Origin of the sequence: Paenibacillus sedimenti, from assembly GCF_014534655.1 — a bacterium.
Taxonomy (GTDB): Bacteria; Bacillota; Bacilli; order Paenibacillales; family NBRC-103111; genus Paenibacillus_E; species Paenibacillus_E sedimenti.
Genome location: NZ_JACVVD010000004.1, coordinates 419,645 through 443,421 on the forward strand (window position 1 = coordinate 419,645; position 23,777 = coordinate 443,421).

A 23,777-nucleotide genomic window follows, 5' to 3' on the forward strand; every position below is an offset into this window, starting at 1 on the left:
GGGAATTTTTAGACTGCCGGATATGCCAATGCTTTTGCGAAGTTTACTTTCATGCTTTGCCCCGGTTGCAGGTCTTTGACCTGATCACGCGGTTGAAATGCCCGAATCGTTCCGTGCTCCTGTACATCGACGGATACTTCGGCGTAGTGTCCCAACACCATGATTTGCTTGATTGTTCCTGGAAGACCTTGCCCCTCTTTGTCATGCAAATTCACGTCCTCCGGACGGACCGCTAGGCTCACATTCCCGGAAAGCTGTTTCGGATTCGGGAAGCTCAATTGCCCCAACGTTACCCGCTCGCTTACCACCACCCCCTTCAAAAAGTTCATTTTGCCGATAAATTGCGCTACATACAGCGATTTCGGCTCATCGTATATTTCCTGCGGGGAAGCGATTTGTTCGATATGCCCATGATTCATCACAACGATACGGTCGGAGATGGACAATGCCTCCTCCTGATCGTGCGTAACGAACACCATCGTCAGGCCTGTTTGGGCCTGAATCTCCCTGAGCTCTTCTCTCATTTCATGCCGAAGCTTGGCGTCCAGTGCGGAAAAAGGCTCGTCTAGCAGCAGAACAGCCGGCTTTAAGAGCAGAGATCTTGCCACTGCAATCCGCTGCTGTTGTCCGCCGGAAAGCTGGGAAGGATACTTCTGCGCTGCTCCGGGTAAGCGGACAAGCTGAAGCACGTCGGTAACGGCTTGTTCGATCTCGGCTTTCTTTTTTTTGCGGATTTTTAATCCGAAAGCCAAGTTTTCGTAGACCGTCATATGCGGCCATAGATTATATCCTTGGAAGACCATCGATGTCGGCCGCTTTTCCGGCGGGGAGTTCAGCACACTTTTGCCCTCAATCAGAATGTCGCCTGAATCCGGATCGAGAAAGCCGCCGATGCTGCGCAGAACGGTTGTCTTGCCGCAGCCCGAAGGGCCTAGCAGCGTGATCAGCTCGCCCTTTCGGACATCCAGCGTGATGTCGGATACGCCGTCTCCGGTTTTATAACGTTTGGTCAGCTGTCGAATCGATAATTGAATGTCCATGTGAACCTCCTTTTTACTTGATTTGAAACCCGCTGGACATAATATCCGCGCTCACAAAGCGCTGTGCGGCAAGCAGCAGAATAATGGTCGGGGCTGTTAAAATGATCGAGAATACGGCGCCTGCATAAGCCGGATAATCGGCGATGATCGAATACATGACGATCGGCATCGTCTTGTAATTGGGAATACCTACCAGGAATGTACCCTGCGCCTCATCCAGCGAATTCAAAAAGGTAAAAATCGACGCAACCAGGATGCCCGGCATCGCCATTGGCAGCGTAATGCTGCGGAACACGCGGAACGGACTTGCTCCTACATCTCTGGCCGACTCTTCCTGAGCGGTATGAATATTACGGAAAGCGGCAGTGGGAATCCAGGTCATGAACATGAGCACGTTGATAATATGAATGAGCACAACACCTACCAAGGTGTTCATTAATCCCAGCTTATAGAACAGGACGGCGATCGATACATACAGCCCCATTTTCGGAAAAGCGTGCGTAAGCAGAAACGAGAATAAAAAGAAACGGCTTAACGGAAAACGGATTCGGGCGAATGCGTAGGCGGCAGGAATACAGAGCACAATCGAGACAGCCGTTACGATAGATGCGATTAAAAACGACAGCCCGATAGATTGGGCGATGTCCTCCTGTTTGAGTACGAACGCCCACCATTTGAGTGACCATTCTCGCGGGAAAAGATCCGGGTAGTTCCATTTTCCGGTAAAAGCCAGAATGGCCAAATTCAACAGCGGCCCCAAGAAAAAGATGACGAACACGACAAGTATGATGAATTCGATGATTTTCTTAGGACCTATTGCATTCAAATACCAACGCATGCGGACGCTCCTTTCATCCTAAATGTTTGCCTCCTGTCGATTGCCGGACGATAAGCTCAGGCTCAAATTCCATGTTGGATTCGGCAACCTGTTCCTTTCGGATGAGCCTGTCCAACATCGTGAAAGCTTGAGTGCCCATTTCCTCCATGTTGACACGGATCGTTGTCAATGAAGGCGAGAACATAGCGGCAAAATCGATATCATCAAAGCCCATAACGGCCACCTGCTCGGGAATGCGAACGGACTGCTCCAACAAAAACTTCATCGCGCCGAGTGCAATCATGTCATTCGTTGCAAAAATAGCCGAGTATTTCCCCGAACGGAAATGATCCCATTGCTTTTGCATCGTCGAATATCCTTCTTCAAACGTGGATGCTCCAGGATATGCAATGGACGAAGCCGCCAGCGGCGTTTCTTGATGTTCCATGTAATGCCGGAATCCTTTCAGTCGCAAATGATGGCTGCGATGCGTTTGCGGTCCTGCGAGAACGTAGATGTTCCGATGCCCCAGGCTCGTTAAATGATCGGCGGCTTTGCGGCCCCCTTCTTCATCCCGGCCAACGATATGAATGACGCCATCGACATCGGTCGAACCATTGACCATAATGTAAGGAACTCCGAAATTTTGGATATTCTCGATCACATTTTGCTGAAGACGACTGATCAGGATGAGACCGTCCACTCTTTTCTCAAGCATAAAATCGGAAGAGCGAACCGACATTTCGTGATCGGTTGTCACGAATACGGAGTAATTTAATCTCGCGGCTGACGTTAGAATCGCATCGAGAATTTTGCCGTAAAACGGATGCGAAGCGATCGGATGATGCCTCCGGTAAATCAGCACGCCGATATTATACGTTCGCTGCGACACCATGGCTCTTGCCAGAGCATTCGGTTTGTATTTCAATTCCTGAATCACTTGAAGCACTTTTTCCCGCGCTTCCAGACTTGTGTAGCCTTTGTCGGAAATCACCCTCGAAACCGTTGACTTGGATACGCCGGCACGCAGGGCAATTTCTTTTATGGTATACTCCATGCTGCTAACTCCTTTTCATGTTGTGAGACCGTTCCCACATCAAATAGAATAACTTTGAAGTGTTTCTCGTGTGTTATCGGTATTATAAAAAAATGTAAAAAGGCCTGTTGGCAGCCAACAGACCTTTGCTTGATTTATTGAATAAATGCCTTTACTCCATTTTTATACCGAAGTAATTGAGCAATGCATCCTTGTACTCTTCTTTCGTTTGCGGGAAAAAGGAGCGTACGCCATCGGAGGTAAAAATCCGAAATTCTTCCCCGGCAACGGAATTGCGTCCGTCTTGCGTACGGATCGCAACCATTGCATCCTTTATGAAAATGGAGTCAGGAGCGTTCTCACACCAATAGGTCGCCATAATAAAATCTTTCGGCAATTGCGGCTCATCCGTGAATGAATAAAGCCAATTCCACTGCCCCCGTTTTAACTCGCACAGCACCCAGCCATAGTAGGGATCGCGCTCCAAACGGTACGTTTCGTCGCCTTGATGATGCTCAAGTCCCTCGACCATTTGAATGGGCTGACGAGGTACGATCCCTCCAACACCAACATCACACAGGTAGGAAGCACCATCCGACTCCACTTTTAGGACATGATGGCGCCTTTTGGGAGGCGGATTCGGTTCGTCACGCCAGAAACGGGCCATGAAGTCTGTAACGGAGAAGCCGAGCTCTCTCAGCAGCCAGCCAAAGAGGGCATTCAGCTCAAAACAATATCCGCCCCGCCCGCGACTGACGATCTTTTCATACAGGTCTTCAATCTGAAGCGATAGCGGTATACGCTGTAGAATATCGAGATTTTCATATGGTACGCGATGAAGATGATACTCCTGCAATTTGGCAAGGGTGGCCGCGCTATGATCCGGCAACCCTTCATAACCTATACGTTCCAGATAGGCTCGTACTTCGGGTTTTAGATGGCTGTGATGATGATTCATTCCTGGATCAACTCCTCCATAACAGTTATGTACATGTATTCGTGGAGTTGTTACTATTTACCTTTTCGATATTGGTTCGGCACGCCATCTACGATTCACACTACTGGGGCGCTCGCCGCATCATAAATTAAGATAACGAAACAACCCTTACCATGGATATGGCAGGGGTTGTTTCGTTACATTAAATCAATTTACGCACATGAAAATTATCCTGGAGCAAGGCCCAATTTTGCGGGAACGGATAACCAAGTACCCAATAACTGACCCCTCTCAGATTATACTCCTTGATTAGATCGAGCTTGGCTTGGGCGCTTCGCGCATCCTCAAACCAGACTTCATGGGTACGCTGCCTATCATCCGTATAACGGTAAAACGGCGTTTGGGACAGCTGATCGTATTTTATTTCCGCCCCCTGTTGAACGGCTCGGCGGACAGCTTCTTGCATACTAAACGTCTCTGCCTGCTGTCCTTTTATGTGAGGAAGCAGCCAGTCGCGCGCATATAATTGAAAGCCCATAAATATTTTATTTCTCGGGATAACCGTAACCGCATAGTCGAGAACACGCCGTATTTCGTTGAGAGGGGAGATGGCTTGAGGCGGACCGAAGCGGTATCCCCACTCATAGGTCATGAGCACGACAAAGTCGACAATTTCTCCATGGGCTGCATAATCGTGGGCTTCATAAAGCAAACCCTTCTGCTCTGCGCTAGTTTTGGGCGCAAGGGCGGAGGAAACAAAAAAGCCTTTCTCATGCAGCCTGCGGACAGCCAGTCGAAGAAATTGATTATAAAACTCACGGTCGCTTGGATACACATTCTCAAAATCGACATTCAAGCCGCGGTAACCTTTATTTTCCATGATCCTTATGATGTTGTTCACTAGCGTATTTTGTATTTCGGGACTGGATAAAATGGTATGAGCTAACCTCGAGCCAGCTTCCGTCGCGGTAAAATTGGTGATCGTCATCACCGGTACGACGCGATTCGAATAAGCGGCTTCAATGAGCCGCTGATCATCGACAGGCTCCAGACTTCCATCGTCCTTCATACGATACCCGAAGGGACATAAGTAAGTTAAATGAACGCCATCCTGCCGAACTTGCGCGGCAGCTGGTTCACCGAATATGTTGGTATAACCATTGACATCGATGGTTTCTTTCTGCTTTTCAGGGATTTTCAGGGTCTGTCCCGGGTAAATCAGCGAAGGATTGGCAATCCCATTAGCTTGTGAAATTGCCTGTAAAGTAACTCCGTAGCGGTGAGCGATTGCCCAAAGAGACTCGCCCGGCCGCACGGTATGATACAATACCGGAATCACTAATACCTGTCCCGGCCTAATTTGCGTGACGTCGGAAATTGAATTTGCCCTCGCAAGGGCCTCTACACTTATGCCAAAACGGCCAGCAATCGTCCCCAGCGTGTCTCCTGACTGCACCACATATTCGGGATAAGGCTGCGGAATGAGTAACGCCAGACCGATCGCTAAACGATCGGGATTTTCGAGCCCGTTAACAGCAATAATTCGATTGATATGAACTCCATACCGATTAGAAATCTGCCACAGATTTTCTCCTTTTTGTACCACATGAATTTGCACGATTTTACCTCACTCTCGCCTAAACTTCTATAGGTACATTATTCCGCTAATGTCTCAAGCGATCTAGGCGAATATCCAATTTCAATCACAGAGTCGGTATACCGCTAATCTTCCGTGTACATGTTGTTGCTTCCGATCTGAATTGATAATATTAGAGATATCAAGTTAAGAGAAGGTGGCCTATTTCATGAATCACAAACAATTAATTGAGCTAGGGCTTAGCTACTTAGGAACAAGCTTGCGTTATCCATTCGATCCGGATCTACCGGTGCTTTTCGTTCAAGAAAAAATGTTTGCTTTGCTCGGCAAGCAGAAGGGCGTTGAAAGCATCAACCTGAAAACATCCCCTGACGAAGCCTGGCTGCAGCGCGAAACCTATCCCGGATCCGTAATCCCAGGGTATCACATGAATAAACAACACTGGAACACCGTCATGCTGAACGGAACTGTCCCGGACGATGTCATTATCACGATGTTCCGGGAATCGTACCGGCTGGTTATCGCTAAATTGCCCAAGGCGGAGAGAGACTGGCTTATTCCATTCTCTTCCTAAGCTTGATAAAGCACCAGACCAAAAGCGATCCTACTGCAATATCGGTCAGTCCTACAAAGATATCGTTAAATGGGTAGCCGCCCATTTTGCTAATAAAATAGAAAGTAAAAGTCATAATTCCGATAGCTCCGAGAATGAAGATCCAGATATTTCTGAAGTGAAGAGTGATACTAGCCACGAATGCCGTCAGCATAAGCGTCGTCGCCAAAATCAGAAGATTATGATCCTTTTCCACATTCGTCGGATACAGAAGCCTTTTGGGATATGTATAAGAGAAATACCATTCCTCATCAGGCAGTTGGCTGAATGTCGCTCTGTAGGCGTGATCATTCATCCGATTTATCGGTAAACTTGAGTGGAGCCTGCTTCCCGGTTTCGATAGGAATACTTCCAGTTCAACCTGCGGCTCTCCCTCCCAGAACTCGGCCGGTGTCAAAAAATACAAGTGGGAAAAGATCGTATTGACCACACCTTTATCGTACATCCCCCCTCTTTCCTTGTACTGGATGAGAATCTCCTTGCTTTCACCCGGTTCAAAGGTCAGCGAAAACTGTGTGCCTTCCGCTTGTATTTCCCCTTTGCCTCGGGAAGCCAGGGGCAGTTCATGACCACTCACCGGGTCTGTTACCGTGTCTTTTTGTTGCCCATACCAATTGTTGGGCAGATCTCGACTGACTGGAGACGTTGCGATATTGCGGGTCCCATCGGTAACCGATAATTGTTCCTTAACAGGGGTGAGAAATAAGACCGCAACTGTTTTTATGTAATCATTCTTGCTTTTGAGCTCATAGCGGACTGAAACCTCTGCATCTCGGTCATCGCTGAAATCATTCTGGATCGTATAGGTCACTTTCTCCCGAATAAGACTAATGTTCGAATTCTCATCTAAGCGCAGAAGTCCGTAAGCATCGGCAGGATCATATAACGGTCCCCCATTGGCGCTCACAGCTGACGGCAATAGCATAGACAGGACTGCAGCAATCACCATAAATGGCATTCTAAACAAAGACATCCGAACTCCCCCTATTTCTTGACCGGCTTCCTTTTCGCATGATGGTTCGATTTAGTGTAGAATAGATGAAATATAGGACGTTTAAATGAAATGTACCATGAATTAGGAGATGCAGAAATGTCAAACGACGAAATTATATTAACCCCTGAAGGACTCGCGAAATTAGAGCAAGAACTTGAAGAGCTGAAAACAGTAAAACGCAGAGAATTAGCCAGCCGTATTAAAACAGCGATCAGTTATGGCGATTTGAAAGAAAATAGTGAATACCATTCAGCCAAAGAAGAACAAGCGTTCATGGAAACAAGAATATTAAACATTGAGCGGATGTTAAAAAAAGCCCGCGTCGTGAAGAACATAGACACTTCAACCGTGAATGTTGGTTCTGTTGTAATCCTTAATGATGTAGAGTTTGCCGAAAAAATCGAGTACAGAATCGTAGGTCCTTCCGAAGCCGAAGTATCCGAAAATAAAATCTCCTACGAAAGTCCTTTAGGGAGCGCTCTACTCGGTAAATCCGTGGGTGACATCATTCATGTAGACGCTCCAATGGGTGTCATCAAATACGAACTGCTTGAAATAAAAGCAACGTAGTTGCATATCTCCTCATACAAAAAGAGAGGCATCCTGCTATTTGGCAGTATGCCTCTCTTTCATTGCTTGCTCGGCAGCATCTACCGTATGTTTTAAGAGCATCGCTATCGTTACCGGGCCAACTCCAGCAGGTACTGGCGTAATGGCAGATGCCTGCTTCAAACATGTCTCGTAGTCAACGTCTCCGACGTTACCCGGGTTGTAACCGGCATCCATGACAACGGCACCATCCTTGATCCACTCACCTTGTATAAACTTAGGCTTTCCTACGGCTGCGACTACAATATCGCCCAATTGCACAATTTGATCCAAGTGTTTTGTTTTGGAATGACAAGTTGTCACGGTTGCATTGCGATTTAACAGCATGAGGGAAACTGGTTTTCCTAGTATGGGGCTGCGGCCAACCACAACGGCATGCTTGCCTTCAATTGGAATCTGGTAGTAGTCCAGGATGGCCAGTATTGCGGCCGGTGTGCAGGACGGGTAATCGGCCAGCCCAAAGGCATTTTGCGCAAAACCGGATGTTGTCACGCCATCCACGTCTTTTTTCAGATCAATAGCTTCGAATGCGGCTCTCTCATCAATGTGCCCTGGCACCGGATGCTGCAAAAGGATACCATGAACATTTGGATCTTCGTTCAGCTGCCGGATCACATCGATCAGTTCATCGGTGGTTGTGTTCGTTTGCAGATAGACACGCTTAGAATCGATTCCTAGACGATGACAAGCATTTCCTTTCATGCGTACATAAGTTGCCGATGAAGGGTCATCCCCCACTAAAATGGTCGCGAGGCACGGCTTGATCCCCTTTTCATTTAGAGCACAAACCCGATCAACTAATTTCGACTTGATATCATCGGCTACACTTTTGCCATCCAAGATTAATTTGTGCGTCATTATCGCATCATCCCTTCTGTTATGAAAACATAAGCGCCTCCGTTATAACGTCTGCCCGCTATCCACGGTAATGATTTGCCCTGTAATCGCTTCTTGTTCCAGAACCGAACAAATGAATTTGGCAATATCATCGGGTGTCGCTATACGCTGCAGCGGCAGATTAGGGCTTAAGCGTTTCATTTGCTCCTCTCGCCCTGCCCACCATCTTGTCGCGACGGCTCCGGGCGCTATACTGCAAACTCGGATTTCTGGAGCCAAAGCGCGGGCTAGTGATTTGGTAAGTCCATGTACGGCCGCTTTGGATACCGCGTAGGGCAATGAGGAGCCAACCCCTGTGAGCCCCGCTATGCTGCCGACGTTAACGATGGCCCCTTGTTTATTTTTCTTCATCCAAGGAGCAACGGCTCGCGCGCAATTAAACATACCTTTGACATTCACTGAATACAACTCATCCCATACTTCCTCCGTTGCGGCTTCCAAATCGTCCAGTGGAATGTGCCGAGTGATACTGGCATTATTAACGAGCAAATCGACGGTCCCGAATTGCCTCACAATATGATCGACCATGTCCCGCACTTCCTTGTCCCGGGAAACATCGGCCTGGATTGCGATTGCTCGTCCGCCTTCGTTATGGATCAAACGCACTGTTTCGTCGGCATCAGTTTGAGACCGTGAGTAGTTCACTGCGACGATGGCCCCCCGCCTTGCGAGCAAGAGGCATGTCGCCCTGCCGATTCCTGTACCGCCGCCGGTAACGAGGGCTACTTTATTGACAAACTCCATAGCTAGTCACTCCTAATCCGTTATTCATGAAGCAAGACCTTCTTTAATCAGTTAAATGGCATGGAATTTCAATCTCTACCGTCGTTCCCTGATTAATTTTGCTGTGAATGGACAGTTTGCCTTGATGGGCTTTCACAATTTGTTGACAAACCATTAAACCTAGGCCTGTTCCCTTTTCTTTCATCGAAAAAAACGGCTCTCCCAGCTTAGCTAATTGATCCTCAGGAATACCAATTCCTTGATCCTCAATACGGATAAGAGCGGTTTTGTCATTTTTTTGCTTCATCGAGATTTGCACAAGGCCGCCTGTCGGCATGGATTCGATGGCATTTTTAATTATATTCATAATCACTTGCTTGATTTGATTCGGTTCACAGAGTGTTGGCCTCATCTGCGTTTCCACGGCCAACTTCAAGTTCACCTTGAACAATAAAGCCTGAGGCTGCATGAAGTGCACGACATTGGCGACAAGAGCTTGAAGTTCATTTTCCGTATAGGTAACCGAGTGCGGTTTCGCAATAGTCATAAATTCATTCACAATGTAATTAATCCTGTCCAATTCCTCCAGCATAATGTCAACGTAGTCGGTGTTTCTTGCTTTCAAAATTTGCGCAAAACCTTTGAGTGAAGTTAAAGGATTTCGAATTTCATGGGCAATCCCTGCAGCGAGCTGTCCGACAATCGAAAGCTTTTCCGACGTTCGTACATATTCTTCGGTTTTTTTCCGTTCTGTCATATCACGTACGACGCTTTGAATCACGGGGGAGCCCATATGCTCATGCACATAAATGGATGAGATTTCAACATCCAGAAAGATGCCATCCAGCCTTCTCAGCTTATACCCCATAAATTCCAGGAATTCTTCTGTTTGAAGCGATTGTTTCAAGCGGCTTATAATCCTCGGATGATCCTCCGGCAAGAAAAATTCGAGGATATGACGATTAACTATCTCTTCATTGCTATTCCCCCTAAAAAGCTTATTGCCGATATCATTAACGAACTGAATGATACCGTTACAATGCAGGACGATGGGTTCGGGAGAGAGCTTTAGCAAACGGCGGAATTGATTCTCGCTTTCAATCAGCTTGGACTCTGCCCGTTTGCGATCCGTTACGTCCCTAAATAATAATTGGACAGAAGTCCTCCCTTGAAATTTAACAAGCACCGCCCTGACTTCTACGTCAATAGCTTCTCCGTCCAACCGTATGAGTTTGATCTCTATCAGCTCCGTGGCCTTGCATTCTTGCAGCACAGCTTGAACCTTCTTGGTTAATGGTAAATACATGGGGTGTATAAAGCGAAAAACACGTTTTCCGATAAGCGCTTCGGGAGTCGTTGCACAGACAAGCTGGGCTGCTGCGGCATTTGCATAGGAAATACGATCATTCGTATAAACGACTATCGGTTCAGGCGAGCATTCAACCAAGACCCGGTATCTTTCTTCGCTTTCCTTAAGCTCTTCTTCCGCCTTTTTCTTCTGGGTGATATCTCGTTCAATCCCTACAAATGCAACGACCTTACCCTGTTCATCTTTTATGGTTGATATGGTTACGTTCGCATAAAAGCTGCTGCCGTCTTTACGCATTTTCAAACATTCTTGGCCCGAAAATGGCTCTCCGGCTATAATTCGTTCATAGAGGCGAAATACATCGTCTTTAAATTCTTTAGGAGTCATTGGCAAAACCTTGCCAATCACTTCATCCCTAGTCCAACCGTGCAATTCTTCAAATCCCTTATTGACTTCTATGACTTTCCCTTCTAAATCAACGATCACAATGCCATCCGAAGTCAAATCCATGAATGAGTCGATTAATTGTTTCATTCTCAATGGCTTGATCAGTTCAGCAGAAGTTAACATTCCGTCCATAAGATTCACCATTCCGGCTATCAAATTCAAGTCATGTTATCCATTTTGACCTAAGCTGGCAAATTCCTTTTTTATTTAAGTAAATTTTTAAAAAAATGAAAAGAAGCATAGTTCACAGCAATATGCGTTTACGATAGTGATCGATCTAATAATGAGATGGATTTCATCTAATAATGATTTTGTACCATCACTTATTTTTGACTAAACTTAAATTCTCTTACTCCATTGCAAAGAAGGAATTCACATGCCTTATCTCAGATTCAAAGGCTTCGACAAAGCTTTTATCTCTTCGATTTCGAATGCGGTCATCCAAGAGTTTTCTCAATTAACAGGTGTTCCCGGGCAAAAAATAAAAATAGAGCTCCTTCTCGTTGAACAAATAACGAATTCTCCGCAATCTCTGGAAATCCTCATGTTTCCGAGAGATCAGGAACTTCATGACCGCATTGTTCAGAGGCTCTATCAATTATTAAGTGGGCATGGTTTTCCGGATGTTCATATCTTTTTTATCCTGCTGTCCCCTCATTTATATTATAAAGAAGGTCAGCCATTAAAAAGCAATCATACAGGACCTATCCCGATTACCTGACGCAGTCGGTGAAAATGATATAAACAAGCGAAAAGGCATGCTTAAGCAGCATGCCTTTTCGCTTGTTTGAAATTACATTTGCAGCAGCAATTTCCCTACTGTGTTGCCGGCTTCTAACTGAGCATGCGCTTCTGCAGCTTTTTCAAACGGATAGATCCCAAAAATCTCCGTATGAATCCCGTGATTCGCAATTAATTGCAAGGCTTCTCGCGCCGCTCGCCCAACTTCTTCAGGTGCAAACTGGGCATATACCCCCAGTGCAAAACCAGATACCGTTTTGCTTTGAATCCATAGCTCGTTGGAAGCGTACATGACATCTTCTTTGCCGCTTGCATTTCCCACAACGACTAATTGCCCAAGGGAACGAAGGACTTCCAGGCTCATCTTGCGCATTTCACCGCCAACCGGATCAAATACGGAATGAACGCCTTGTTGTTCGGTTGCCTGCCGGATCTGTTTGACGAAATCGGATCTGACGAACAATTCATCGTAACCAAAACTTGCCGCATGTTGCAGCTTTTCCATACTTCCGACCGTTCCATATACCTTACCGGCTCCTGACCATTTGGCAACTTGCCCCAAATAACTGCCAAGACCTCCAGCCGCTCCGTGAATAAGAACCTGATCACCAGGCCGGACTTTGCCGACATGTCTTACAGCCATGTATGCAGTAGTTAAATTTACTATCGCCGCAGCTGCCGTAGCCATGTCGATTGCTGCTCCCGCCTGATCCAACGGAATCGTAAACTCCGGTCTGGCCTGAACGATAGACGCATAGCCGCCATAAGTTCCTAATGTCATAGCCGCCACTGGCTGACCGATATAGAACCCCTCCACACCGTCACTAATTTCACGGACATAGCCGGAAACCTCTAAACCAGGAGTAAGCGGAAAAGGAACAAGAGGACCGAATTCTCCCCGACGCATCATCACATCCACGTAACCTACGCCGGCATAGACCACATCTATGGTTAGCATGCCTGGCATCGGCTTCATATCCGGGCTTTCTTTTTCTTGCAAAGTATCTAAACCACCCGATTGTTGAATAACGATAGATTTCATGTAATTAACCTCCTTGATTGATATGTTTCCATTGTATCTGGCTATCGCAGAGGCAAACAGTTTTTGATATTACTGGTATCACGACTACCAGGGAGAGCCATATTCTTTTATTCTGGCTTTCGAACGGCGACGAGAGTAAACTTGAGTAATAAACCTGATTCATTGAGCTTGTTAATACCTGGAATGAGGGAGATGATTATACATGTCTAACACTAAGAATATAAAAACGCTCGGGGAATTCCTAAAGGCGAAACGCGCTGAAGTTTCCCCCCGAGATCTGAATATCGCTGTAGGCAGCGGTCTTCGAAGAACCGCAGGTCTTCGCCGGGAGGAAGTCGCTTACTTGGCAGGTGTAAGTATTACGTGGTACACCTGGTTGGAACAAGGGAGAGAAATCAATGTATCCAAGGAAGTACTGACGAGTATTGGGAACGTACTGAAATTAAACGACGATGAAAAGGCGCATCTGCTCACCTTAGGAGGTTTTTCGAGCTCTCCCGCTCCCATGCCGGAGGAGCAAGCGGTAAATGCAGAATTAGAAGCTGTGATTCATTCATCGAAATTTCCAGCCTTTTTGGTCGGTGCGAGAACGAATGTGTTACTGCATAATTCCCTCGCAAATTTAATTTACCCTATAGATTCATCCACTGACGAAAATGGGAAAAATATGGTATGGCTGATCTTCATGAATGAAGAGGTCAGGCAGAGCGTGATCAACTGGGAAGAAGCAGCCAAATATGGGGCAGGCGTATTTCGAGGCTATCATGATTTAAATATGCACGATCCGTGGTTCAGCCAATTTAGGGATGAGCTTATTGCGAAAAGTGCACACTTCAAGCAGTGGTGGAACGATTATCATATTCAACAAAAAGCGGAAGTCATTTTTGAATTTTTTCATAAGCCGATCCAGACGACCATACGGTATAAACTCGTATCCTTTTTCCGAATAAACGGCAGAGACGACATTCATTATTGCAACTACGTGCCGCTTCCGGATGATATGGAGAAGTATGAGAGATTGCTGCAGGAAACTAAGACAATAGTATAATATGCAAACTTGATTACAAAATAAATGTTGGAGGTTCAATATGGGTCCACAGTCTCTTTATCAAGAAATTTCGGACGAGCTCAAGGTGACCGATGAGGTGCAAAGCTCAAAAATGTTTGGAATGCCTTGTTTGAAAATCAGAGGCAAAGCTTTCGCCGGTTTTTACCAGGAACATATGATCTTCAAACTGCGCGGAAATCCGCTAACCGAGACTCTAGCCTTGGAAGGCGCCAAATTATTCGATCCCATGGGTGGCCGGCCGATGAAGGAATGGGTGCAGCTCTCATACGGCCATGCCGGGAACTGGCTGGATCTAGCCAAACAAGCGCTAGTCCTGCAGCGCGAGTTGAACGGATAAAATAAGCGTGAACCTGACCGATAGGGTCAGGTTTTTCATTTTGATGCGAATGAAACCAACCTTGCATACCTTCAATCTCCTCATTAAATCATTCAATTATTCGTTGAAGCCGCTTCCTCAGCATGATTCTGAAAAAAAAGGAAAAAATAACGCGGTCACAAGCAACAATAATGAGGAGGCGCAGTTTATGAACGCATTGAAAAAAACAAGCTTACTTTTAGTTATACTGTTGTTCTTCTTTTCAGGAACTGCAATAACCCGGGCATCCAAGCCTGAAAGCTTGTTAAAAGCAGCGTTCGTACGGAATGGGGACCTATGGATCAAAACCGGTGACGTCGAAAAGCAATTAACCAAAGGGGAATATATCCGCAACCCAAAATGGTCCTACGACAGTAATTGGATTGCATATACCAAAGGGGAAAATGAACAAGAATTATGGGTATGGAATGTTCAAACCGGAGAAACTCACTTCGTTAGTTCGGATATCCTAAAGAACTTTCAATGGGCCCCCACGCGGAACAGTCTCGCATTTGAAAAAGCACAGCAGTTATATGGGGCAGATCCTGAAACGCCGGGAAAATCGGAGCTCATTGCTCCAGACATCAGTAATTTCTCCTGGTTGCCTGATGGGAGTGGATTTCTGGCTTCATCCGCTGCTAAGCTTTTGCCTGAGGGATGGACACAGGTACGCATTATTAAAATACCACTATCCGAACAAGGCGATCCCAGCCGCTTTGAAACATTGTATGTGCTGCCTAAGCAATCTGACGAATTCTTTGCCGTAGGCACAAGTATCTTCAAATGGTCGGCAAACGGACATTGGATAGCATTCCTGGCAACACCCACCGCGTCGTTATCGGCTGATAGCAATACACTGTGTATCTTGTCCGCAAACGGTTCTGTGTTTATGACCTTAGATCAGTTGGTGAACAATGACCAATGGTTCGATTGGGCGGAGAAAGGCGATACACTTGCGTATATCGGAGGGGTCGGCAGAGAGGCCACTAGAAATAAACAGTTGAAAGTTACAAATATCCCGCAGGTCGCTCCAGTTATTTATACACCGGCAGGTTATGTCGATCAAAGTTTCACTTGGATTCATTCCCGAAAATTGATAGCTTCCAGAGCCAAAGAAGCTGCTTGGTCGGGCGAAGCTCCAAAACGTCATCTGCCCTTCTTAGTTGAAGTGAAACTGAAAAAGCAACGGCAAGAGACAATAACTCCTCCATCGGAAATTTACGGCGATTTTAATCCGATATCACTACCGTTCAAGTGTCTTGCCTGGATCAGATCGGATCGCAGCACTGCAAAAGTCATGCTTGCAGACCACAACGGCAACAATGCTGTTGTCTGGATTGAAAACCTGGACATAGGAGCCAACTATTACGAACAGTGGGATTGGAGAAGTGTGCTCAGTTTTTATAAAAAAACAAGCTAAGTGAGAAAAACCTGTAACCGGCTGCTCTTATGAAGGAGCAGCCGGTCACAGGCCAAGTATAAATGTTATTCGCTGGAAGTATATACCCTTACCTCAACGACTTCGGCATAATCGCTTCCGTTTGTCGATTCTACTACGAGACGCAGCCGATTCGTGGTGACCGTTCCAAATATGGAATGTCTTCTTGTTCTCTTTCTATTGTCCGTTTCCCGATGAAGTAAAGTCCAAACTCCCTCTGCCCAAGCCTCAATTCTATAGTTCTTCACCAGTTCCGGTATAATCTCAAAAGGCGTGCGGTGATGATGCAGGTTGATCAAATCTTCATTCACGTCATCGTTAAAAGTAAGCTGAACTTCTTGTACGGAAATTGCGTCCGCCCACTGCAGTTCGAGCCATTGCTCCCCGTATTCGCGAAGGGACTGTGACATCCATAGGTGTGGTCCTCCGAAAGGACGCATGTAACCATCCACGGCCTTCTCTGCGGCATAAGCTTGCGTCTCCGGATAAAGTCTAAAGCAGAAAGGTTTCCGGACAAGCTTACTCATCCTCCACTGAATCACGGGCTGATCCGGTTGATGATTCTCCAAATCCGTAGAAACGCGCGGTTCGACGCTTTTGATAAAAGATAACACTCCGGTCATTGGCGTATGGGATAGATGAAGACTGACATCGCCGTTCGCTTTTACAATCAGAAATGCATTTTGCGGTATCTCCGGCTTCCAGGGGAGCTGCACCTCAACCCACTGATGCTCTCCCGCATTCACTTCGGCAACAGCTTGGGCCTGAAGCCGGTAAGGGACATAATTCTCCGCTTTCCCGGTATCCCATACTTCTACTTCCAACTTTGTAGAAACGGAAGCGTCCAGCAGTAACCCGATCTTCGTCATTTCACGATCAATAGGGAGCAGCAGCCCCACATCGCTTGTTAACGGGAATACCTCTGACGCCGTCGTTACGGCAAGTTCCCTGAGTTCACTGGAGGCGGTAACCGATGCTGACCTAGCTAAATCCCGGAGATCTTGATTGGCCAATCCGATGATGGAAGCATCATGACGAAGCATTAACTGTTGTAGCTCCGCCATATGCTGACGGTAAATTTCCCTTGGTGTCGTATGGTGCTGCACGCACAGCGCTGCGCCGGTTCCAGCCGCTTCGCCGATAACGGCACAGGTTGCCATCACTCGCGTCGTTCCAAAGGCGACATGTGTGGCACTAATGTTACGACCCGCGAACATCAGATTGGATACGTTTACCGAGTACAGCGAACGAAACGGAATATGGTAATTGCCGTCTGCGTACAAATGTTTTGAACCGCTTTCTGTCGAATACATCCCCTGCGGCGGATGAAGATCAATCGACCATCCACCGAAAGCAATCCGGTCTTCAAAAGGTGTCTGAGCAATAATATCGTTCTGATTGAGCACATAATCGCCGACGAAACGGCGGAACTCCCTTTTTCCAGGAATGGACCCCACCCATTCAAGCGTCATGGTATCGGCGTCAAACTTGCCGGAGTTTTTAATATAATCCCATATGCCATAAATGGCAGACCAGAGCTCATCGCGGATCCGTTCATTTTCATGTACCGTATCCAGCTCGCCGCCCCATTCGATCCACCAGTAATGGCAGCCCGAATCCCCGCTGCGGATGACGCGTTTGATTGGAATAGATGTTTTCGTTATGTCCTTAGCAAAGCTCGGAGCGATATAGCGGACCGGATGCCCTGCATCTTTGGTATAAAATAAAATCGTGCTGCCCAAGGTAATATCGTCGGCCTCTTCCGGAGCCCAATCTTCGTTGTACTCGTGTTTCGCTTCGCGGCCTATCCGGTGTTTTGCACCGGCCAAGAAGCCGACTAAACCGTCTCCCGTACAATCCAGAAACATTTCGCTTTCGAAGCGGATCCGTCGCTCCGAGCCCATCATCCATCCCGTAACGGAATGAATTTTACGTTCGTGATCATCGCCGCTTGCTTCCACCTCATGCACATCAGTGTTTAAAAATAACTGAATATTTTTCTCGGCGAGCACCGTTTCGAGTACGACAAGATCCCAGCCGTATGGATTGCCTTCCGGGTTCCGGTATTGATTTTCAACAAACATTTCCCCCATAATTCCGGTTTCCCGGGCATAGCGGTTAGTTCCATGGCCTGTTGCCCCGCATACCCATACGCGCACCTCACTGCTTGAATTTCCGCCAAGTACAGGCCGATTTTGCACCAAAGCTACCGTTTGACCCGAACGTGCGGCAGCTACCGCGGCGCACACCCCGGCAAGACCGCCGCCGATGACAGTAATATCCGTATTAACCGTTTCATTTCTCATTAAAGACACCTCTTCAATTAAAGTAAATGATCTATAATTTCATTTTATATAGAACGGTTTACTTTTAACATGCACTGCTTTACGATATTCCATATACATTATTTCAATCAATTGAAAAATAGGTGAAACCCATGCAAAACCATCTTAAATTTCTTGATCATGTATACTGGGAGCAGAAGCAGCGGTTTTTACTGGAAGAGGATACGTATCCTTGTTGGACTCTGTTTGCTATTGAAGAGGGACGGTTTAGATATGGAATTTCAAAATATCAGGGGGAGGCCGCTTTTGGCGATCTTGTATTTTGTCCTCCATTTACCCCGTTTCGCAGAAAAATAATAGAACCCCTAAGCTTCCATTTTTACTCGTTCGACTGCATCCCTTCTGCGGATGATATACAGAAAGATTTAATACAGCAGCTTCCATTAGGGAAAGTCACTCTATTTGATCAAGAGCGCCTCGCTTCCAACTTTTTTTACATGAAACAATGGCAGACCCTGAATGACCCGGTGACTTATGAGAGAAAAGCGCATTTTCTGCAGGACTTATGGCATCTTTATTGCATGGAACGGGAAACGGTAAAAGAGAAAGGCGTAGATAGCCGGGCTAAAGATCCGCTTATTCATGAACTGACTTTGTGGATTCAGCGCCATGCCTTCGAACCCATCATATTCAAAGATGTTGCTGCTTCCAAAGGACTAAGTCCGGTGCAATTGACAAGAAGATTCCAACAGCAGAACGGTGTATCCCCGATCGAATATTTGACTCACCTTCGTCTGAAGAAGGCAAAAACTCTACTCTTAGAAACGAATTATACGTTGGAGCAAATTGCGCAGCAATGCGGCTACGAAAACGGTTTTTATTTAAGCCGCGTATTTTCTAAAAAAATGAAAATGTTCCCTTCGCAATTTCGAACCGCTTATAAGCTATAATTTTCTATCTTTTAGACAAGTTTCCGCCTCTATCTTCAATAAAACCGTAATTCCCCCCTCCATTACTTCGACAGATTTTACAGGTGAGATGCTTTAAACTTGTATTACATACAGATGGAGGTGCAAAGATTTGATTGATAAAAACACAAAAGCACAAGCATTATGGTTTATTAGTCAAGAAATGGAAAGAATCGTAAGGGATTTGGAAGCCGGGGTCATCAATAGAGATCAAGCGATAGGAAGTTACAATACTGTTTTCGGCCTTGCATCCGGCATTGAGGATGTTCGATATATGAAAACCATTTGTAGAATCATCAGCCATCTCCGCTCGACGAACAACTTTTTCAATATAAAAAAGTTATATCTGAGCAATTACTTTGCGGAAGAGCAGGTAACCGTTGAAAATAAAGAGAAAGAAATCGCATTTAAATAGATTTCAATTGAAAAAGCGCATGCGGTCGCAAACCACATGCGCTTTTTTATTTGGCTGCTGTCCTGTTCAACGAATTTTTTTCAAAAATTGCAGTGTCCGTTCATTTTGAGCATGCTCAAATATGTCTTCCGGCGTTCCTTTTTCAACGATGACACCTTGATCCATAAATACGACCTGATCGGCGACGTCCCGTGCAAACCCCATTTCATGTGTGACTACAACCATCGTCATGCCTTCATGGGCTAACCCTTTCATAACTAGCAGGACATCCCCCACTAATTCCGGGTCCAGCGCCGAGGTAGGCTCATCAAATAACAACACGCCAGGATCCATAGCCATCGCCCGTGCAATGCCGACACGCTGCTGCTGTCCCCCGGATAACTGGTGGGGATACATATCTGCACGTTCTCGCAAGCCGACCTTCGAAAGTAAAGCCACGGCTCTCTCTCTTGCTTCTGCTTTGGGCCGTTTCAGGACGATGACTTGTCCTTCCATAATATTTTCAAGGGCGGTTAGATGAGGGAACAGGTTATAGCTTTGAAAAACCATGCCGGTTTGTTTACGAATCGCCTTAACAACCGTTTGATCTATTCGATGATTTCCGCTAAACGCGATGCCAATCTTGGCAATAGAAAGCGTGCCTTGCTCAGGCATCTCCAATAAATTCAAACAGCGCAGCAAGGTGGTCTTTCCGGAGCCCGAGGGACCGATGATGACGGCGGTTTTCCCTTTTTCAACAAACAGATCGATACCATTCAGGACATGCAGCCCATCAAAACTCTTATGAAGTCCGGCTATCTGTATCATACGTCACTTGGCTACCTTTCGTTCAAATCGTCCTTCAAGCCTGTCCTGAAAATGGGATAGCACAGTGCTAAACAATAAATAAATACATGCGACCTCCGTATAAAGCCATAGTGGTTCGTACGTCACCGCCGCAATTTGCTGGCCTTTTTGAAACATCTCCGTTACTGTGATCGTTGCTGCTAGCGAGGTATCCTTGATTAGACTAATAAAAGAATTGCCTAACGGAGGAATCGAGACGCGGGCAGCTTGCGGTAGAATAATGCGCCGCATTGCTTGCCATTTGGTCATGCCGATTGCATAAGCAGCCTCGCTTTGCCCTTTAGGAATAGATAGGATCGCCGCCCGAATAATTTCTGAGCTGTACGCTCCCTTATTCAAAGTAAACCCGATAATGGCTGTTGGAAATGGGTCAAGCGTTATGCCCAAACTCGGAAAACCGTAAAATAAAATAAAGAGCTGAACGAGCAGCGGGGTGCCGCGGAATATCCAAACATAAAACTTGGCAATAGCCACCAAAGGCGGAATACCCGATAATCGGGCAAGAGCTGTTAATAAGGCCAGCAGCAAACCCAATGTGAACGTGATCAGGGTAAGCGGAATGGTAAATAGAATGCCGGCCTTCAAAATAGGAAAAAAGGAATCGCTAAGGATTCCCAGAATACGTTCTGTGCGATCGGTTGTCATCGGCCCCTAGTCCTTTACTTGGAAACGTCTGCGTTAAACCATTTTTGCGAAATCTTCAGATAGGTGCCATCGCTTTTCATATCTGCAAGAGCTTTATTGACTTGCTGAACAAGCTCATTACTCCCTTTTCTGAACAAAAAAGCATTGCTTGTTGCATTCGGCTCTTCGAACACGGTCTTGATCGGTAAATCCGGACGCTGCTTTTTCAAATCCAGGTAGGACAGGCTGTCGTTGATCGTGGCATCGATGCGTCCTGATGTCAGCAGATCAATAGCTTGATTAAATCCTTCAACCGCCGTAATCGCCGCACCGTGCTCTTCGGCGATTTTACGGTAATTGCTTTCTAAAGATTGACCCACTTTTTTGCCTTTCAGGTCGTCTAGCGTCTTGATATCCGTATTATTCGCCTGTACGACAAGTACCGCACGAGATACGATATACGGGTCGGACATATCGTACTTTTCCAGACGATCCGGACGTATCGCCACTTCATTAGCTACCATGTCATAGCGTTTGGCATCCAGACCGGCGATCATCCCATCCCATTTGGTTTCTATGAATCGAGGTGTGCGATTGATACGTTTACTCACTTCTTGGGCCATTTCAACGTCAAATCCCGTTAAGGTACCGCCTTTATCATGAAACGTGAATGGCGCATACGTACCTTCGGTACCGATCGTAATATCACCTTGGGTTTGAGCGGTTGGAGCTGGGATATTGCCTTCGGCTGCTTTTTGCCCATTAATCGTGCCGCAGCCTACTACCGCTAGGATCAAAATCAATACGAAAATCAGGGATGCCGTAAATCGTTGCTTCATGTTGTAACCCCCATGGAAAATTGATCATTCTCACTGCCTACTATTTTTTCTAAATTTGGTTAATGCTATTCACCTGAGGGCTATTTCAAAAAGAGGGCGGTGAACTTGTGACCGATAGCAAACCGAAAGGGCATGTGGAGTTTCATCAACCTCCCGTCAAACTTGTAGCCGATATACCGGGAGATGAAATCATGCGAGAGCATTTGGATGAAATGATGGAGAAAGACGGTTATCCTGGCAGCTGCACTGTTATCAACGCCAAGCAGAATAATGAATAATAACCAACACAAACAAGAGCAATAACGGAATTTCCGTTATTGCTCTTGTTTGTAAGCATCATTTTAAACGACAACAAATTGATTTACGGATCTCAGCAGTTGTTTTTCTTCGATCGTGACTTGAATTGTACCGTATGCACGAATTTTGCCCGGTCCAAAAACCTTCAAATTCGCTTGTCTTGCCTCGATGTTACAGCCTTGATTTCGCGCTTTCTCAAAATCAATATCCTCTACGAGGATAGTTCCTGGTGTCAGCATATGATTACCTCCAAGTTTATTTACCTTCTATATCTTATCAAAAGCGGCTCGATAAATAAAATGGTAGCTATTCAGAAGATGGGCGCTCATTTATTTACTTGTTCTAAAGTAACATAATTTTGGTAATTGAATTTTGGATTTTTGTAAAATATATAACTGGAATTACATTGCTTGAATAAATAAAGGGAGGGGTTTGTATTTTTAGCAGGCATCCCAAAGACAAATGGAATGATTACTTTGAAGCTGCGTTATACGCTCTTGCCGCCGTTTGCATATGTTATTTTCTAGTCAAGGGCATCTATGCAAAGGTTTATCAGGCCCTTCTAATCGCCTTCGTATTAGTTTTAATCCGGGTTTTGATCAAATTTACAAAAAGCAAGATGTTTCCGGCACTCCGATTTTCCATCCTGTTCTTCATTTTTGTTGCGATGTTTTTGGCTAATGAATTTGAATTTTACAGCATTATACCTTATTTGGATAAAATCGAGCATGTATTTTCGGGGGTTATCCTCTGCTTTGTCGGACTTCTGTTCTTCAGGCAAATCAATAAACATGTTGAAATACTCCACCTCCAATCCAAGATAGCCGTATGGTTCAGTTTCTTCTTCGCGGTTGCGATGGCTGGATTTTGGGAAATTCACGAGTTCACCACAGACTGGTTATTCGGGCTCACTTCCCAAATGGGAAGTCTCCTCGATACGATGTGGGATATTATTTGCGGAACGGCAGGCGCTATTGCAACCAGTCGATATCTAACCTATAAAGCACGGAAAAAGGAATTGCCGCTGATTGATGTTGACAACGCAGAAGATCCCCAAATTCATGTCACCAGTAAATGACACAACTTGGGGATTCTTGGCCATTATTTAACGCCTCTCTGGGAGAGACCAAGCTTCACCGTAGGTTAAGTTGTTCCTATTGATTTTTGACGTGAGGAGCTAGTGAAAAGTTTTGGTTAACTTCGTCTTAAGTCAAGTGCTGCCCCCGACCTTGGACCAGCCTTTAATACCGCCGCCGGTCTGTTTTCCCGACATCGCAGAAGCCTTACAATAAAGACATGAAAGACAAGAGCTTAACGACGCTTTCACAAGTCGAAATCATATAACCGAGAGGAGAAATTACAATGAAAAAGATTTATCGTTCAACTTCGAACAGCCGATTAACAGGAATTTGCGGAGGGATCGCCCAGTATCTGGGTATCAATGCTACCCTCATTCGTTTAGTCATGGTTATCGCGGCCATCTGCAGCATTGGAACTACGGTGCTTCTATATTTCATCGCGAGCATGCTAATACCTAAAGAACCCTACATTCATTTTAGTTAATCATACAAAGAAGGCAGTGTGCATTTCGATAAAAATAAAAAACGTAAAATGAGTCATAGAAATACCTTTACCTAATACAATAAATAAGGAGTCAGGGGATATAACCCCGACTCCAACAAATGGATGACCAGTTGTTACAAATAAAGATCACCTGCATGGCCGCTAACCTATCGGGTGGTCTTTGTTTGTTTCGAACGTCTTTTGAGCCATTTGATTAATCTGCGCATTTTAAACCAAAAATCAATAATCGTGGAAACGTTGCCTAATATAGAGATG

The 23,777-nt window shown here is 45.8% G+C and carries 26 protein-coding genes; 11 read left to right on the forward strand and 15 right to left on the reverse strand.

Annotated features, from left to right (window positions below; translation table 11 throughout):
* Positions 1-8: 8 nt before the first annotated feature.
* The 5 genes from ICC18_RS14805 to ICC18_RS14825 all read right to left on the reverse strand — a co-directional run bounded on the left by ICC18_RS14805 (position 9) and on the right by ICC18_RS14825 (position 5,448).
* Entirely contained in the window at positions 9-1,040 is a 1,032-nt protein-coding gene (locus ICC18_RS14805; protein ID WP_188175187.1) for an ABC transporter ATP-binding protein, read from the reverse strand.
* Between the two features lie 13 nt (positions 1,041-1,053).
* A complete protein-coding gene (locus ICC18_RS14810) occupies positions 1,054-1,878 on the reverse strand; it encodes an ABC transporter permease (RefSeq protein WP_188175188.1) in 825 nt (274 codons plus the stop codon).
* Between the two features lie 13 nt (positions 1,879-1,891).
* Positions 1,892-2,914, reverse strand: a complete 1,023-nt coding sequence (locus ICC18_RS14815) for a LacI family DNA-binding transcriptional regulator (protein WP_188175189.1) — start codon at positions 2,912-2,914, stop codon at positions 1,892-1,894.
* A gap of 151 nt (positions 2,915-3,065) precedes the next feature.
* On the reverse strand, positions 3,066-3,851 hold the full coding sequence (locus tag ICC18_RS14820; RefSeq protein ID WP_188175190.1) for an arylamine N-acetyltransferase family protein: 786 nt from the start codon (positions 3,849-3,851) through the stop codon (positions 3,066-3,068).
* A gap of 181 nt (positions 3,852-4,032) precedes the next feature.
* Positions 4,033-5,448 (reverse strand): glycoside hydrolase family 18 protein, encoded by a 1,416-nt coding sequence (locus tag ICC18_RS14825; protein ID WP_188175191.1) that lies wholly within the window; start codon positions 5,446-5,448, stop codon positions 4,033-4,035.
* A 187-nt stretch (positions 5,449-5,635) separates the two neighbouring features.
* On the opposite strand from ICC18_RS14825, the gene ICC18_RS14830 reads away from it, so the two are divergent.
* Positions 5,636-6,001, forward strand: a complete 366-nt coding sequence (locus ICC18_RS14830) for an MmcQ/YjbR family DNA-binding protein (protein WP_188175192.1) — start codon at positions 5,636-5,638, stop codon at positions 5,999-6,001.
* Here ICC18_RS14830 and ICC18_RS14835 read toward each other — a convergent pair.
* Positions 5,982-7,013, reverse strand: a complete 1,032-nt coding sequence (locus ICC18_RS14835) for a hypothetical protein (RefSeq protein WP_188175193.1) — start codon at positions 7,011-7,013, stop codon at positions 5,982-5,984. The genes ICC18_RS14830 and ICC18_RS14835 overlap by 20 nt on opposite strands.
* A 117-nt stretch (positions 7,014-7,130) precedes the next feature.
* Here ICC18_RS14835 and greA point away from each other — a divergent pair, with 117 nt between their 5' ends.
* Positions 7,131-7,604, forward strand: a complete 474-nt coding sequence (gene greA / locus ICC18_RS14840; RefSeq protein ID WP_188175339.1) for a transcription elongation factor GreA — start codon at positions 7,131-7,133, stop codon at positions 7,602-7,604.
* Positions 7,605-7,640: 36 nt separating this feature from the next.
* On the opposite strand, the gene ICC18_RS14845 is transcribed toward greA, so the two are convergent.
* The 3 genes from ICC18_RS14845 to ICC18_RS14855 are packed head-to-tail and all read right to left on the reverse strand — an operon-like array spanning position 7,641 to position 11,151.
* The gene (locus tag ICC18_RS14845) at positions 7,641-8,501 is read right to left on the reverse strand and encodes a bifunctional 5,10-methylenetetrahydrofolate dehydrogenase/5,10-methenyltetrahydrofolate cyclohydrolase (RefSeq protein ID WP_188175194.1); all 861 of its coding nucleotides are present in this window, start codon (positions 8,499-8,501) and stop codon (positions 7,641-7,643) included.
* A 42-nt stretch (positions 8,502-8,543) separates the two neighbouring features.
* Positions 8,544-9,284 carry an SDR family NAD(P)-dependent oxidoreductase gene (locus ICC18_RS14850; RefSeq protein WP_188175195.1) on the reverse strand — a complete coding sequence of 247 codons (741 nt, stop codon included), beginning with the start codon at positions 9,282-9,284 and terminating at the stop codon, positions 8,544-8,546.
* Between the two features lie 43 nt (positions 9,285-9,327).
* Positions 9,328-11,151: a PAS domain-containing protein gene (locus ICC18_RS14855; RefSeq protein ID WP_188175196.1), complete on the reverse strand. Its 1,824-nt coding sequence runs from the start codon at positions 11,149-11,151 to the stop codon at positions 9,328-9,330.
* A gap of 244 nt (positions 11,152-11,395) precedes the next feature.
* Between ICC18_RS14855 and ICC18_RS14860 the strand changes: the two genes are divergently transcribed.
* Entirely contained in the window at positions 11,396-11,740 is a 345-nt protein-coding gene (locus ICC18_RS14860; RefSeq protein WP_188175197.1) for a DUF1904 family protein, read from the forward strand.
* Positions 11,741-11,812: 72 nt separating this feature from the next.
* Here the strand turns inward: ICC18_RS14860 and ICC18_RS14865 are convergent, their stop codons facing one another.
* Positions 11,813-12,802 (reverse strand): quinone oxidoreductase family protein, encoded by a 990-nt coding sequence (locus tag ICC18_RS14865; RefSeq protein WP_188175198.1) that lies wholly within the window; start codon positions 12,800-12,802, stop codon positions 11,813-11,815.
* Positions 12,803-13,004: 202 nt separating this feature from the next.
* Here ICC18_RS14865 and ICC18_RS14870 point away from each other — a divergent pair, with 202 nt between their 5' ends.
* The 3 genes from ICC18_RS14870 to ICC18_RS14880 all read left to right on the forward strand — a co-directional run bounded on the left by ICC18_RS14870 (position 13,005) and on the right by ICC18_RS14880 (position 15,646).
* Positions 13,005-13,850 carry a helix-turn-helix transcriptional regulator gene (locus tag ICC18_RS14870; RefSeq protein WP_188175199.1) on the forward strand — a complete coding sequence of 282 codons (846 nt, stop codon included), beginning with the start codon at positions 13,005-13,007 and terminating at the stop codon, positions 13,848-13,850.
* Between the two features lie 40 nt (positions 13,851-13,890).
* The gene (locus ICC18_RS14875) at positions 13,891-14,208 is read left to right on the forward strand and encodes a hypothetical protein (protein ID WP_188175200.1); all 318 of its coding nucleotides are present in this window, start codon (positions 13,891-13,893) and stop codon (positions 14,206-14,208) included.
* 187 nt (positions 14,209-14,395) lie between these two features.
* A complete protein-coding gene (locus ICC18_RS14880) occupies positions 14,396-15,646 on the forward strand; it encodes a hypothetical protein (RefSeq protein WP_188175201.1) in 1,251 nt (416 codons plus the stop codon).
* 65 nt (positions 15,647-15,711) lie between these two features.
* On the opposite strand, the gene ICC18_RS14885 is transcribed toward ICC18_RS14880, so the two are convergent.
* The gene (locus ICC18_RS14885; RefSeq protein ID WP_188175202.1) at positions 15,712-17,970 is read right to left on the reverse strand and encodes an FAD-dependent oxidoreductase; all 2,259 of its coding nucleotides are present in this window, start codon (positions 17,968-17,970) and stop codon (positions 15,712-15,714) included.
* Between the two features lie 131 nt (positions 17,971-18,101).
* Here ICC18_RS14885 and ICC18_RS14890 point away from each other — a divergent pair, with 131 nt between their 5' ends.
* Positions 18,102-18,899, forward strand: coding sequence for an AraC family transcriptional regulator (locus tag ICC18_RS14890; protein ID WP_188175203.1), 798 nt, complete (start codon positions 18,102-18,104; stop codon positions 18,897-18,899).
* A gap of 130 nt (positions 18,900-19,029) precedes the next feature.
* A complete protein-coding gene (locus ICC18_RS14895; RefSeq protein WP_188175204.1) occupies positions 19,030-19,332 on the forward strand; it encodes a hypothetical protein in 303 nt (100 codons plus the stop codon).
* Between the two features lie 66 nt (positions 19,333-19,398).
* On the opposite strand, the gene ICC18_RS14900 is transcribed toward ICC18_RS14895, so the two are convergent.
* Genes ICC18_RS14900 through ICC18_RS14910 form a run of 3 tightly spaced genes read right to left on the reverse strand, consistent with a single transcriptional unit; the run spans position 19,399 to position 21,641 of the window.
* The gene (locus ICC18_RS14900) at positions 19,399-20,139 is read right to left on the reverse strand and encodes an amino acid ABC transporter ATP-binding protein (protein WP_188175205.1); all 741 of its coding nucleotides are present in this window, start codon (positions 20,137-20,139) and stop codon (positions 19,399-19,401) included.
* A gap of 3 nt (positions 20,140-20,142) precedes the next feature.
* Positions 20,143-20,823, reverse strand: coding sequence for an amino acid ABC transporter permease (locus tag ICC18_RS14905; protein WP_188175206.1), 681 nt, complete (start codon positions 20,821-20,823; stop codon positions 20,143-20,145).
* A gap of 14 nt (positions 20,824-20,837) precedes the next feature.
* Entirely contained in the window at positions 20,838-21,641 is an 804-nt protein-coding gene (locus tag ICC18_RS14910) for an amino acid ABC transporter substrate-binding protein (protein WP_188175207.1), read from the reverse strand.
* A gap of 107 nt (positions 21,642-21,748) precedes the next feature.
* Between ICC18_RS14910 and ICC18_RS14915 the strand changes: the two genes are divergently transcribed.
* The gene (locus ICC18_RS14915; RefSeq protein ID WP_188175208.1) at positions 21,749-21,919 is read left to right on the forward strand and encodes a hypothetical protein; all 171 of its coding nucleotides are present in this window, start codon (positions 21,749-21,751) and stop codon (positions 21,917-21,919) included.
* Positions 21,920-21,982: 63 nt separating this feature from the next.
* On the opposite strand, the gene ICC18_RS14920 is transcribed toward ICC18_RS14915, so the two are convergent.
* Positions 21,983-22,177: a hypothetical protein gene (locus ICC18_RS14920; protein ID WP_188175209.1), complete on the reverse strand. Its 195-nt coding sequence runs from the start codon at positions 22,175-22,177 to the stop codon at positions 21,983-21,985.
* 197 nt (positions 22,178-22,374) lie between these two features.
* On the opposite strand from ICC18_RS14920, the gene ICC18_RS35055 reads away from it, so the two are divergent.
* Positions 22,375-23,016, forward strand: a complete 642-nt coding sequence (locus tag ICC18_RS35055) for a DUF2238 domain-containing protein (RefSeq protein ID WP_512699402.1) — start codon at positions 22,375-22,377, stop codon at positions 23,014-23,016.
* Between the two features lie 284 nt (positions 23,017-23,300).
* The gene (locus ICC18_RS14930) at positions 23,301-23,501 is read left to right on the forward strand and encodes a PspC domain-containing protein (RefSeq protein ID WP_188175211.1); all 201 of its coding nucleotides are present in this window, start codon (positions 23,301-23,303) and stop codon (positions 23,499-23,501) included.
* Positions 23,502-23,777 lie beyond the last annotated feature (276 nt).

Excerpts from the sequence above, each read along its gene's own strand:
- ICC18_RS14845 (WP_188175194.1), bottom strand. The coding sequence starts at position 8,501 with ATGACGCACAAATTAATCTTGGATGGCAAAAGTGTAGCCGATGATATC.
- ICC18_RS14885 (WP_188175202.1), bottom strand. The coding sequence starts at position 17,970 with ATGAGAAATGAAACGGTTAATACGGATATTACTGTCATCGGCGGCGGT.
- ICC18_RS14870 (WP_188175199.1), top strand. The coding sequence starts at position 13,005 with ATGTCTAACACTAAGAATATAAAAACGCTCGGGGAATTCCTAAAGGCG.
- ICC18_RS14910 (WP_188175207.1), bottom strand. The coding sequence starts at position 21,641 with ATGAAGCAACGATTTACGGCATCCCTGATTTTCGTATTGATTTTGATC.
- ICC18_RS14880 (WP_188175201.1), top strand. The coding sequence starts at position 14,396 with ATGAACGCATTGAAAAAAACAAGCTTACTTTTAGTTATACTGTTGTTC.
- ICC18_RS14830 (WP_188175192.1), top strand. The coding sequence starts at position 5,636 with ATGAATCACAAACAATTAATTGAGCTAGGGCTTAGCTACTTAGGAACA.
- ICC18_RS14820 (WP_188175190.1), bottom strand. The coding sequence starts at position 3,851 with ATGAATCATCATCACAGCCATCTAAAACCCGAAGTACGAGCCTATCTG.
- ICC18_RS14920 (WP_188175209.1), bottom strand. The coding sequence starts at position 22,177 with ATGCTGACACCAGGAACTATCCTCGTAGAGGATATTGATTTTGAGAAA.
- ICC18_RS14865 (WP_188175198.1), bottom strand. The coding sequence starts at position 12,802 with ATGAAATCTATCGTTATTCAACAATCGGGTGGTTTAGATACTTTGCAA.
- ICC18_RS14835 (WP_188175193.1), bottom strand. The coding sequence starts at position 7,013 with ATGTCTTTGTTTAGAATGCCATTTATGGTGATTGCTGCAGTCCTGTCT.
- ICC18_RS14805 (WP_188175187.1), bottom strand. The coding sequence starts at position 1,040 with ATGGACATTCAATTATCGATTCGACAGCTGACCAAACGTTATAAAACC.
- ICC18_RS14810 (WP_188175188.1), bottom strand. The coding sequence starts at position 1,878 with ATGCGTTGGTATTTGAATGCAATAGGTCCTAAGAAAATCATCGAATTC.
- ICC18_RS14855 (WP_188175196.1), bottom strand. The coding sequence starts at position 11,151 with ATGGACGGAATGTTAACTTCTGCTGAACTGATCAAGCCATTGAGAATG.
- ICC18_RS14900 (WP_188175205.1), bottom strand. The coding sequence starts at position 20,139 with ATGATACAGATAGCCGGACTTCATAAGAGTTTTGATGGGCTGCATGTC.
- ICC18_RS14850 (WP_188175195.1), bottom strand. The coding sequence starts at position 9,284 with ATGGAGTTTGTCAATAAAGTAGCCCTCGTTACCGGCGGCGGTACAGGA.
- ICC18_RS14875 (WP_188175200.1), top strand. The coding sequence starts at position 13,891 with ATGGGTCCACAGTCTCTTTATCAAGAAATTTCGGACGAGCTCAAGGTG.
- greA (WP_188175339.1), top strand. The coding sequence starts at position 7,131 with ATGTCAAACGACGAAATTATATTAACCCCTGAAGGACTCGCGAAATTA.
- ICC18_RS14930 (WP_188175211.1), top strand. The coding sequence starts at position 23,301 with ATGAAAAAGATTTATCGTTCAACTTCGAACAGCCGATTAACAGGAATT.
- ICC18_RS14815 (WP_188175189.1), bottom strand. The coding sequence starts at position 2,914 with ATGGAGTATACCATAAAAGAAATTGCCCTGCGTGCCGGCGTATCCAAG.
- ICC18_RS14905 (WP_188175206.1), bottom strand. The coding sequence starts at position 20,823 with ATGACAACCGATCGCACAGAACGTATTCTGGGAATCCTTAGCGATTCC.
- ICC18_RS14890 (WP_188175203.1), top strand. The coding sequence starts at position 18,102 with ATGCAAAACCATCTTAAATTTCTTGATCATGTATACTGGGAGCAGAAG.
- ICC18_RS14860 (WP_188175197.1), top strand. The coding sequence starts at position 11,396 with ATGCCTTATCTCAGATTCAAAGGCTTCGACAAAGCTTTTATCTCTTCG.